At 42.7% G+C, this 10496-nt stretch carries 10 protein-coding genes and 4 tRNA genes; 5 read left to right on the top strand and 9 right to left on the bottom strand.

The window, feature by feature from the left end; all coding sequences use genetic code 11:
- Window positions 1-244: 244 nt before the first annotated feature.
- Entirely contained in the window at window positions 245-814 is a 570-nt protein-coding gene (locus tag AC58CZ_RS08660) for a YggT family protein (protein ID WP_423610100.1), read from the top strand.
- Window positions 815-955: 141 nt separating this feature from the next.
- On the opposite strand, the gene AC58CZ_RS08655 is transcribed toward AC58CZ_RS08660, so the two are convergent.
- The gene (locus AC58CZ_RS08655; RefSeq protein ID WP_494224941.1) at window positions 956-1750 is read right to left on the bottom strand and encodes a PfkB family carbohydrate kinase; all 795 of its coding nucleotides are present in this window, start codon (window positions 1748-1750) and stop codon (window positions 956-958) included.
- A gap of 344 nt (window positions 1751-2094) precedes the next feature.
- Between AC58CZ_RS08655 and AC58CZ_RS08650 the strand changes: the two genes are divergently transcribed.
- From AC58CZ_RS08650 to AC58CZ_RS08640, 3 genes are all read left to right on the top strand, one after another.
- A tRNA-Ser gene (locus tag AC58CZ_RS08650) sits at window positions 2095-2184 on the top strand.
- A 183-nt stretch (window positions 2185-2367) separates the two neighbouring features.
- A tRNA-Arg gene (locus AC58CZ_RS08645) sits at window positions 2368-2444 on the top strand.
- Between the two features lie 232 nt (window positions 2445-2676).
- Window positions 2677-3339, top strand: a complete 663-nt coding sequence (locus AC58CZ_RS08640) for an RDD family protein (RefSeq protein ID WP_494224940.1) — start codon at window positions 2677-2679, stop codon at window positions 3337-3339.
- Between the two features lie 45 nt (window positions 3340-3384).
- On the opposite strand, the gene AC58CZ_RS08635 is transcribed toward AC58CZ_RS08640, so the two are convergent.
- The 7 genes from AC58CZ_RS08635 to AC58CZ_RS08605 all read right to left on the bottom strand — a co-directional run bounded on the left by AC58CZ_RS08635 (window position 3385) and on the right by AC58CZ_RS08605 (window position 8613).
- Window positions 3385-4359 carry a calcium/sodium antiporter gene (locus tag AC58CZ_RS08635; protein WP_494224939.1) on the bottom strand — a complete coding sequence of 325 codons (975 nt, stop codon included), beginning with the start codon at window positions 4357-4359 and terminating at the stop codon, window positions 3385-3387.
- 188 nt (window positions 4360-4547) lie between these two features.
- Window positions 4548-4928, bottom strand: a complete 381-nt coding sequence (panD, locus tag AC58CZ_RS08630; protein WP_010196068.1) for an aspartate 1-decarboxylase — start codon at window positions 4926-4928, stop codon at window positions 4548-4550.
- Between the two features lie 100 nt (window positions 4929-5028).
- Entirely contained in the window at window positions 5029-5610 is a 582-nt protein-coding gene (pth, locus tag AC58CZ_RS08625; RefSeq protein ID WP_494224938.1) for an aminoacyl-tRNA hydrolase, read from the bottom strand.
- Between the two features lie 457 nt (window positions 5611-6067).
- Entirely contained in the window at window positions 6068-6757 is a 690-nt protein-coding gene (locus AC58CZ_RS08620) for a 50S ribosomal protein L25/general stress protein Ctc (RefSeq protein ID WP_494224926.1), read from the bottom strand.
- Between the two features lie 407 nt (window positions 6758-7164).
- Window positions 7165-8112: a ribose-phosphate pyrophosphokinase gene (locus tag AC58CZ_RS08615; RefSeq protein WP_057758042.1), complete on the bottom strand. Its 948-nt coding sequence runs from the start codon at window positions 8110-8112 to the stop codon at window positions 7165-7167.
- Window positions 8113-8222: 110 nt separating this feature from the next.
- Window positions 8223-8298, bottom strand: a tRNA-Gln gene (locus tag AC58CZ_RS08610).
- A 239-nt stretch (window positions 8299-8537) separates the two neighbouring features.
- Window positions 8538-8613 (bottom strand) — tRNA-Gln (locus AC58CZ_RS08605).
- Window positions 8614-8944: 331 nt separating this feature from the next.
- On the opposite strand from AC58CZ_RS08605, the gene AC58CZ_RS08600 reads away from it, so the two are divergent.
- On the top strand, window positions 8945-9367 hold the full coding sequence (locus AC58CZ_RS08600; RefSeq protein WP_238051389.1) for a hypothetical protein: 423 nt from the start codon (window positions 8945-8947) through the stop codon (window positions 9365-9367).
- Between the two features lie 92 nt (window positions 9368-9459).
- Here AC58CZ_RS08600 and ispE read toward each other — a convergent pair whose 3' ends face one another.
- Window positions 9460-10422: a 4-(cytidine 5'-diphospho)-2-C-methyl-D-erythritol kinase gene (ispE, locus tag AC58CZ_RS08595; RefSeq protein ID WP_494224927.1), complete on the bottom strand. Its 963-nt coding sequence runs from the start codon at window positions 10420-10422 to the stop codon at window positions 9460-9462.
- Window positions 10423-10496: the final 74 nt, after the last annotated feature.

Genomic DNA, 10496 nt, shown 5'->3' with positions numbered 1-10496 from the left:
AAAATCGTGGCTCATAAATATCGCAACCGTCGTCAGCGCTATGATCTTAGAATGAAGCTGTTTGCTGGTATCATTAATTCCGAGCTTAACCTATGACTTTTGCAAGAGGTCTAGTAATTAATAAGTAACGACCCAAAAAGTAGGTCAGGCTAAACAGCCGACCTACATTACATGATGATTCGCATCTGATAATGACAGTTGTCATTCTAAAATCTGTCAATAATGTCCCATTGAGTAGCCCTTCATGAACAACATGTTATTTCAAGTTTTTGATCTGGTCACCACATTCGCTATGATGCTGGTGTTTATTCGTTTTATGCTGCAATTTGCAGGAATGGATGCGCGCAACCCGATGATTGCACCTGCCTATAAAGCGACCCATATCGTCGATGTGTTTGGGCGTATCTTCCCAACGGTCGGACAGGGCCGTATTAGCATTGCTGCTATTGTCTTAATGTTTTTGATTCGTCTGATTGATATCTCTGGAAAAGCGGCCTTGACGCATCAAGGGATTGCCCCTGTGCCGCTATTTTTCACGGGTACGATCAGCCTAGTGTTAGATTTTTTACGCATGTGTCGCTACTTGGTGATTGGGTCTATTATCGTCAGCTGGATCGTGGTGTTTACCCAATCCCAGCATCCTATTATTGGTATTATTATGAGCTTAGCGGAGCCGATACTAGAGCCGTTTCGTCGTATTACGCCAAACTTAGGCATGCTGGATTTATCACCGATGATTGCTTTTTTTGTGTTCTATCTGCTTGAGATATTTATCGGCGGCTTGTCGGCGAATTTTATGCCAATGCTAGGATAATTGGTGTCTATAAATCACAGAGAATCAATAACGCATCCCATGCCAAAAGGCGCTCTATAAAATATAGAGCGCCTTTTTTATGATTGTTATTATCAGCTCTTGATACACCTCATGGGTTTATGCAGTGGTTTGATAAAGACGTCAGAGACGTACAAAGCGATTGGGTATTAATTGCGCCTGAGCATCTTCAGGATGCGGTATGTCAGCCGCGCGCAATGTCTGGGTAATCCAATTATCTGCGGATTTTACCGCATCAATCAAATCATCTTCCATCGCCAAACGCCCAGCGATAAAGCTGGCGAGCGAACACCCTGAGCCATGAAATTCACCTTCTAAGCGCGGTAAGATGCTTTTGTGTACCATCTCGCCCTCTATATATAAATACTGCTCGATATCACCGCTGTCAAAATCATGAGAGGTTTTTACCAACACCGCATGAACGCCTTGCGCGCATAGTTTTTTCGCACCACTGTGCAAATCCTGCTCGCCGCTCAGCGCGCGCAATTCATGCGTATTGGGTGTAATCAAGGTGGCATAGGGTAGCAGCTGCCTAAACGCGCGCACCAGCGTTTTCTCATCGCCCAAACTGCCACCGCTATTGGCGACCAATACAGGATCCAATACAAATGGTGTGTCCTTGCTGATCTTTTGCTCAGCAAACAACTGGGTTAGCATGGCGATATTGTCAGTGGTACCAAGCATACCAGATTTGATGGCTGTAACAGGTAAATCGTCAAGCACCGCAGTGGCCTGTGCTTGCACTAAGGAGGCAGCGCACGCCTCAAAGCCAAATACCTGCTGTGAGCTTTGAATTGTGACTGCCGTACACGCGATGGCAGCATGCGCACCAGATTGACCGATGGCTTCAATGTCCGCTTGTAATCCAGCACCGCCTGAGGGATCCAGTCCAGAAAAACACAGTACGACAGGTCGCATAACCGCTCCTTTTAGGTATTTTATAATCAGTGATAAATACTATAGCCACCTATCATCAAAAAATCTATCACCGTCTGATACCGATAGACTCAGTTAACGTATTAAAAAAACACAAGCTTGTACAGATGATGAATAAAAAGGTGGTGTTTTTCTAAAATATGGCGTGATTTTGAAGATTGAAACGTCAGAAAAGCCTTTATAACTATAATTATCAGAAAAGCCTCATTAAATCGGCAGACAAGGCTTGCAATTCGTTTTGGCTTTGTTATAATACTCGCCCACGACATAAGACGTATTGCTAGCATCAATACTGTGTTTATTTTTATAAATGTCTTAAATCGTTAGGTGAAGTGGGTGAGTGGCTGAAACCAGTTCCCTGCTAAGGAACCATACGTGTAAGCGTATCGAGGGTTCGAATCCCTCCTTCACCGCCATTTATTCAGTTATTATTAGAGTAGTAACGCAGTATATTGCGTTAAACATTCTTAATAATTAAATCAAAAAATATTTTGTGTTTAATTAAAAAAGATGTTGACACAAGCGATATTATCTATATAATAGCCAACCTAATTTACTGAAATTGTTTTTAACAACTCGGTAAATGATTTGCAAAGTACGCGCTTGTAGCTCAGTTGGATAGAGCACTTGGCTACGAACTAAGGGGTCGGGAGTTCGAATCTCTCCAAGCGCACCATTTGCATAATCAACTAAATCAATCGCCTGTCTTATGACAATTGGCGATTTTTTTATGTCTGTCATTTTTGTAATCTATCACGGGGCTTGATGGCTTTGTACTGGTGACTTGCTGTCAATCGCTTTGCAACTATAGTCAATATGATTAGACGGTCATCTAGGATAATGTACGATAGACCAGTCATTTACGGTACAATAGCGTTATTATTCACTGCTTGCTATGAGCTTGTACCATGCCAAAAAGTTCCTCTAAACGCCCGTCAAAATCTGTCAATAAATCAAAGCCGCAACCGAGCGCTTTTGTGCAGCAAGATCCTAATGAAGCGCCCACCATTGCCAAGCCCATGGTTCGCGTCGTGGCCATTCTTTATGATGGCATGTTGATTTTGGCATTGTTGTTTTTGGTCGGCACGATATTGACCGTAGTTGGCACGCTGCTAACGATGGAGACGGGTACCGAGTCTTCACAGGCCCAGTCACTACCGCTTTGGTATCAAAACGCCATTATGACGCCGTCGTTTGTACTGACATTGGTGGCATTCTATGGGATATTTTGGCGCCGTGGTGGTCAGACATTGGGGATGCAAACGTGGCGATTGAAAACCATCAATGATGCTGGTCAGTGGCTCACGTGGGGGCAGTCTTTCAAACGTATCTTGGCGGCGTGTTTGATGCCGCTGATTTTTGGTATTATTGGTAGTCTGATCGATGGGTCACGCGCCGCCTTATTGGCCAGCGCGTTTCTTGGATTGGTATTCAACTATGTGTTTTGTCTGTTCAACCCTCGTGGTCTCGCAGTACAGGATATGCTATCCAACACCATTACCCTAAAAATGCCAAAAGTAGCACATGAAGGGTTATGGCGCGGTTTTAAAAATCGTAAGAAAAAATCTTAACCTTATAAAGCAGTCAGTTATGCTCAAAAAATAAAAAATAAAAAATTATATACTAACGCTTTGAATCAGCCATGCAGTATAACCGACAAAGAAAAGCACCAAAGTAGCGCCTGACGTACGACCGAACTGGCGCTTTGTTGTAAAGGCAAACACACACAGAGCAACGAGTAATACCGTCAGTACCCCCATTGCCATCACATCACGTGACAAGATCACTGGATCAGCAGCAATCGGGGCAATCACCGTAGCTAGGCCTACGACCGCCAATGTATTGAAGACATTTGAGCCAATGATATTACCTAGTGCCATGTCGTGCTCGCCTTTACGCGCTGCTGACAAGCTTGATACCAGCTCAGGCAGTGATGTACCAATCGCAACAATCGTCAAGCCAATGATGAGCTCACTCAGCCCCCAGAGCGTTGCCAATTCAACGGCTCCCCAAACGATCGCCCGCGAGCTAAGTACCAGCATCAGCATACCGAGCAGTAAGCTACCAAGTCCACGCGCTACGCTTGGCTCTGTCGCATCTGAATCTGCATTATCAATGTCCTCTTCATGCTCATGATAGCCCTCACGAATGCTCAATACGATCTGTAATCCCAATACCGCAATCAACAATACAAGCAATATCAGACCATCCACTTGGCTCAATATGCCGTCACGTAGCTGCCATGCAGCGATGGCGGTGATTAGCAGTAGCAGCGGCAGGTCACGCTTTACGATACCTTTACGGATGATAATAGGGCTAATCAGTACGGTTGCACCGAGTACTAAAGCAATATTAATAATATTTGAGCCGTAAGCATTGCCCAAAGCCAGCTCAGGACTGCCTTCTAACGCTGCTAATACTGACACGACCATCTCAGGTGCTGATGTGCCGATGCCCAATATTAATACCCCAATTAAGAAGCTAGGCACACTAAACTTTTTTGCCAGTGCTGTCGCCCCATCAATAAAGACATCGGCACTCCAAACCAAAATTGCTAACCCAATCAGTATTGCAAGCACGGCCAACCACATCAGTATGTTTCCTTGTATATGATGAAAAAAATGAGTTTAATAGAGAAAAATGGCATAAAAAAAGCCGAATCTTGATTTAGATTCAGCTTTCCTAATAGCATCGAGATTTTTAGTAATAATAGCAGCTAATTCAAAGATGTAACTTTGTGTTTATCTTAAATTTACCAAAACCTCACCATCCTGTCATATTAAGCAACTTGTACAGGAATGATATTTGCTGTGTCTTTAACTGTGTTGTCTTCGTTGCAATAGACCAGTTTTGGCTGATACGTCGATGCTTCAACTTCATCGAAATGCGCGTAAGCACAAATAATGACGATATCGCCCAAGTCTGCCATATGAGCCGCAGCACCATTTAATGAGATAATACCAGAGCCCGCCTCAGCACGGATAGCATAGGTGCGAAAGCGCTTGCCATTGGTCACATTATAGATATCGATAGATTCGTTTTCACGTAGACCAGCTAGGTCTAGTAGATCACCATCGATACCGCATGAGCCTTCATAGTGAAGCTCAGCATGGGTAACGCGAGCACGGTGTAATTTGCATTTAAGCATATTAAGTAGCATAGGTTGCTTCCTTAGCGTAACTGATATTAAATAACTAAATCAAAAGGTTAATGGGGACAAACCTACCAAAATAAAAGGCTATTATTATAGAGGTAATATTTTATTCAGGCAATTTAAAGCCATTAATTTGTGAACGTGCTTTTTCGATATCACCATCTAGCAATAATGGTAGCGCGTCAAATGCCGCCGTCAATGCGCTGTCAATGGCGATTTGCTCATCGGGAGACGCTTTTGAGAGCACATGTCCACTGACTTTGGATTTGTGACCTGGATGCCCGATACCGATACGCAGTCGATGAAAGTCGTTGCCGATATGTGGGGTGATATCGCGCAGACCGTTATGGCCGCCATGGCCGCCGTCGGTTTTGAGTTTGATGCTGCCAGCTGGAATATCGAGCTCATCATGAGCAATCAATAACTCGTCGTTTTTGATGCCATAAAAATTTACCATAGGCACGACTGACTGACCAGATTTATTCATAAACGTGAGCGGCATAAGTAAGCGCACATCAGATCCATGAATGTGCCCACGTCCTGTCACCCCGTGGAATTTTTTGTCAGGGGAGAGCGTAATGTTGAATTGTTGCGCCAAGTGATGGACAAACCAAAATCCGGCATTATGACGCGTAAACATATACTGCTGACCAGGATTACCAAGACCGACAATAAGCTTTATGGCCATAAAAACACCCTGCTTAAATTTGATAAATAAGGATAAGGTTTGAAATGTTGATAGACAGTATATTCTCAAACCTTAGGGCGTGTTGAACATTCGCAAATAGGCACTGCTGATCGCTAAAATTGTTCCAGACAAGGCACAAAGCGACGATAATGCAGATGCCTTAGCGAGATTTGTAACGCAGTATGGGGCAATTTTAACATCAGCCCCGACGATAAAAAGCAGGGGACAGGACTCTTTTTTGCCGCTTCATCGTTAAAAATAAGCGCTTAGAGTGACTAAACTTATTATTTTTAACATCGAATCGCCTAAAAAATAGTCGCTGTCAGTGCCATGGTCGAATGTTCAACACGCCCTACTTACAAAAACAGCAGGAGATTTCAAATCGCCTGCTGTCTTCTTAACTAAACGAGTCTGTTACTAAGTGGCACAAAATAAAATGCTACCTAGACATAGTATATTACTCGTCGTCTTTGCTTTCTTCAGCATCAGCGCCGTCGTTTTGCTCAGTTGCTGGTACTTCATCAGCATCAACGTCGTCAGCATCTTCGTCAACTTCTTCAACCGTTGGTGGCTGCATGTTAACGATAGTGCGGTCATGGCCGTCTTCTAGCTCAAGCTCATGAATCACAACGCCTTCAGGAAGTTTGATGTCTGATAGACGGAACAAATCACCGATTTCCATACCAGATACATCTACTTCTAGATATTCAGGTAACTGTGATGGTAAGCAGATAACTTCGATATCAGATACTAGGGTAGATAGTACACCAGCAGCAGCAGTACCTGGCGCTTCTTCACGACCAACAAAATGCACAGGAACGTTCATGTGAATTTTTTGACCTTTTACAACGCGCTGGAAGTCAGCATGCATTGGGAAGCCTTTAGCAGGATGACGCTGCAAGTCTTTGATAACAGCTTGATGCTCGGTACCGTCAACATTGATGGTCAAGATGTGTGAAAAGAATGCTTCAAACTCAAGTGCTTTTACTAGCTCGTTGATTTTGATAGAGATCGCTGTTGGCTGCTCACCACCACCATAGATGATAGCAGGAACTAGGTTCTGCTTACGTAGGCGGCGGCTCGCACCTTTACCTTGGATTTCAGCAGAACGATCAGTAGCGTTTAGTTCAAAATGATTATTGCTCATGGATATAATCCTATAAAAAGAATGATGAAGTGTCTGGTCATAAAAAAGTGGATTTGCGACCAATCCACTAATACGTGATGAGAGCTAATATCTATCGTTGCGTATAAATGACACAACTATCGATGTTAGCCATTTGCTTATAACAATGATTTTTATAGTAAAAATTACCACAATAGCCATTATTATTCAGCATGATCAGCACTTTTGATAATGCTGGACTGATTGAATAAAACAAACGGTCAGCACAGGCGCGCATTATACGGGATTTTGTAGTAATAATAAAGACCTACGCAAAGTACCTACATAAAAATAGCGCCAAGTACTGATACTTGACGCTATTATTTTTATGACTACATCTTTATTGTCACTATAATACTATTAAAATTTATAGCAATGACTGTCTAGCATTAGGCATCAAACATCGCACTAATAGATTCTTCATTATTAATGCGGCGTAAGCTCTCAGCAAGCATCGGTGCAATGCTTACCTGACGGATTTTGCTACAGGCTTTTGCTTCAGCAGATAATGGAATCGTATCGGTCACGACAACTTCGTCTAGCGCAGATTCGCTGATGTTTTTTAGTGCATTACCCGATAGAACAGGGTGAGTAATATATGCTAAAACGCGACGTGCACCATTCTCTTTCAGTGCTTCAGCGGCTTTACATAGCGTACCTGCGGTATCGACCATATCATCAACGATGACGCAATCACGGTCACGGACATCACCGATGATGTGCATCACTTGTGACTCATTGGCACGGGCACGGCGCTTGTCGATAATCGCCATGTCAGTATCACCCAACTGCTTGGCCATTGCACGGGCACGAACCACGCCGCCAACATCAGGTGAAACCACCATGATATTGTCATAATCTTGTTTTTGTAGGTCGTTTAGGAGTACTGGCGTACCGTAGATGTTGTCTACAGGAATGTCAAAGAAACCCTGAATCTGATCTGAGTGCAAATCAACCGTCATCACGCGATCGATACTAACGATGTTTAGCATGTCAGCGACGACTTTTGCTGAGATAGGTACACGAGCTGAGCGCGGGCGACGATCCTGACGCGCATAACCAAAATATGGCATGACAGCTGTGATACGACCAGCACTAGAGCGACGCAAGGCATCCGCCATCATCATGATTTCCATCAAGTTGTCGTTGGTCGGTGCACAAGTAGGCTGCATGATAAACACGTCTTTACCGCGTACGTGTTCTTTGATTTCCACGGCAATTTCGCCATCAGAAAAACGCGTGATGTCAGCTTTACCAAGAGGTATGTGAAGATGATCGGCTACGGTTTTTGCTAATTCTGGGTGGGCATTGCCCGTAAAAATCGCCAAATAAGGCATGACAGAAGTCCTATTGATTGACTCAAGCAGCGACCGCTAAGCAGTGACAAACTGCTCAAATTAAGAAAAGAGTGGTGAAAAAGATTGAAGACTACTATTACAGTAAAAAATGGCAGGGGTAGCTGGACTCGAACCAACGGATGTCAGGATCAAAACCTGATGCCTTACCAACTTGGCTATACCCCTGTAATGTCTAGGCTATGAACAACCGAAAGCTAATAGCGACTAATAGTCATTCTTAGAATGGTGTCACGACCTGTCAGTTATCTTATAAACGATCAAGCCGTCTAAAACATAACTTTTCCCTAGCGGTGTTCATTGCGAACTATACCGAAACTGGGATAACGTTGTCAATGACAATAGTATAAGAGGTTGTCTATAAACCTCTTATACTCAATGTATGTCTAACGCTTCGTACTAAAAAATGGCAGGGGTAGCTGGACTCGAACCAACGGATGTCAGGATCAAAACCTGATGCCTTACCAACTTGGCTATACCCCTATTGTGGCGACCTATTATAAGTAAATTTTCAGATTTTGCAAGTCATTTGCGCCTTTTTCTGGTATTTATTCATCATAGGTTACTGCTGGCGCTATTTTAGCAAATTAAAATAGGCAATCCTACCGTTGTCATTATCGTTCTATTAAATTAGAAAGTTTTTTATCTGACATATTAACTAAAGTAATGAATTCATTGTTCTTAAGGTAGAGATCACAAGATTGTGAAACTTTGTGATAATTTAAGCGCCTAATGCTATATTTCATTAAAAATATGCTCTATGCTTTATTAATTCTAGATGAGCTTTCTAACAAACTATTTATGGAAAAGTAATATGACAACAGAGTATGACAAAGGACAACAACTACTAAGGTTTCATTTATACCTAGCTTATCCACACACTCCTGAGGATTATGAAGAATTTGATGCACAATACATTGCTAATGATTCGCATATGGATGAACACGCTATATTTTTTGATGAAGATACTATATTTGAAAGAATAGTTAGGCATGAAGGCTTAGAAGAGTTAGCTAATCTGATTCACCATGTGCGAGAGAATTATAGTGATAATCCTTACATATTTAATGACCAAAAAAGTGCTCGAAATTTTGTTGATACTCTCAAAATGATAGACTTGCAAAGTTTTTGCGTTCATAAATATGAATTGGAGAGCTTTGTTAGTTTAATAAGTTTATATAGCGATATTGCAAACGAGTCGTGTGCTGGAATGTCAATAATAGGATATGCACCTTAACAAAGTTTGAGTAGAGTGCGCCTAGAACACATAGATAATGTGAACTTTTCAAAAAGGGAGCGTTAAACACACCTTAATTCTTAAATAGTATCCTACAAACTCCCAACCATAAACGCTTCACAAGGCGCACTTTCAACCCACTTTGCCAATAGTTTTTTATCATTGGCAATACTTGCATCTAAGGGTAAAAACACCGCGCTACCAGAGCCGGTCATGCGCGCTGTGCCCAGCGCTTGTGTTTCTAACCCTTGCAAATAACTCAAAGCCTCTGCAACAGCGGGGGCAAGGCTCGTTACTACTGGCGTAAACACATTGTGATAAGGCGTATTCAAATTTTGAACATAATCATTGGATTGATTTTTAATCGTATCAATCGATAGAGGAGCGATATTTCGCTGTAGTTTGGGGTGAGCGAATAGTTTGGCAGTATTGACATGCGCATCAGGCGTTAAGACTAAATACTGCTGGTCAGGTAAATTGATGGCAGTTAATTCCTCGCCGATACCCATCGCAATGGCATCTTGACCAAAGATAAAGATTGGCACGTCTGCGCCTACCTTTGCACCGATTATTATCAGCTCATCACAAGTAAAGTTAAGCTGCCAAAGCTCATTGAGCACCAGCATAGTCGTTGCGGCGTTGGATGAGCCACCGCCCAATCCTGCGCCCATTGGCAAATGCTTGTCTAAAGTGACAGTAACTTGTGCCAATTGCTCAGGCAAAGTATCTGACTCTATGGCAAACGCGAGCAATTCGCGCGCCGCTTTAAAGATTAAGTTGTCTTCTATGTCGGTAGTTATCGCCTCGGCACCAGCTAATACCAATAGCTGATGACAGAGGGTGTTGGCATCTGCTTTATTATCAGCCGTTTGTATCACAGCATCATCCATGAGTGAAAAATGCAAGTAATCACCCCAATCAAGCAGGCGAAACACCGTTTGCAAATTATGATAACCGTCAGCACGCTTGCCTGTAATATGCAAAAATAGATTGATTTTTGCAGGGGATAAACGCGTAACAGTAGAGTCAGATGCTTCGGCTATGTTTTCAATCATGTTTTTTCATCATAAGGTACAGTCATAAACGACTATGTTAATGAGCAATAGGGGCTGATTTTTCAGTGGTGATA

It is taken from the genome of Psychrobacter sp. CR212 (genome assembly GCF_059693765.1).
The sequence above is the reverse complement of the archived record's forward strand: the minus strand, read 5'-3'. Positions and strand labels throughout refer to the sequence as shown.

What these genes read in the sequence shown, in the direction of transcription:
- AC58CZ_RS08655 (WP_494224941.1), bottom strand. Translation starts at nt 1,750, where the DNA reads ATGCGACCTGTCGTACTGTGTTTTTCTGGACTGGATCCCTCAGGCGGT.
- AC58CZ_RS08620 (WP_494224926.1), bottom strand. Translation starts at nt 6,757, where the DNA reads ATGAGCAATAATCATTTTGAACTAAACGCTACTGATCGTTCTGCTGAA.
- AC58CZ_RS08640 (WP_494224940.1), top strand. Translation starts at nt 2,677, where the DNA reads ATGCCAAAAAGTTCCTCTAAACGCCCGTCAAAATCTGTCAATAAATCA.
- AC58CZ_RS08660 (WP_423610100.1), top strand. Translation starts at nt 245, where the DNA reads ATGAACAACATGTTATTTCAAGTTTTTGATCTGGTCACCACATTCGCT.
- AC58CZ_RS08615 (WP_057758042.1), bottom strand. Translation starts at nt 8,112, where the DNA reads ATGCCTTATTTGGCGATTTTTACGGGCAATGCCCACCCAGAATTAGCA.
- panD (WP_010196068.1), bottom strand. Translation starts at nt 4,928, where the DNA reads ATGCTACTTAATATGCTTAAATGCAAATTACACCGTGCTCGCGTTACC.
- AC58CZ_RS08600 (WP_238051389.1), top strand. Translation starts at nt 8,945, where the DNA reads ATGACAACAGAGTATGACAAAGGACAACAACTACTAAGGTTTCATTTA.
- ispE (WP_494224927.1), bottom strand. Translation starts at nt 10,422, where the DNA reads ATGATTGAAAACATAGCCGAAGCATCTGACTCTACTGTTACGCGTTTA.
- pth (WP_494224938.1), bottom strand. Translation starts at nt 5,610, where the DNA reads ATGGCCATAAAGCTTATTGTCGGTCTTGGTAATCCTGGTCAGCAGTAT.
- AC58CZ_RS08635 (WP_494224939.1), bottom strand. Translation starts at nt 4,359, where the DNA reads ATGTGGTTGGCCGTGCTTGCAATACTGATTGGGTTAGCAATTTTGGTT.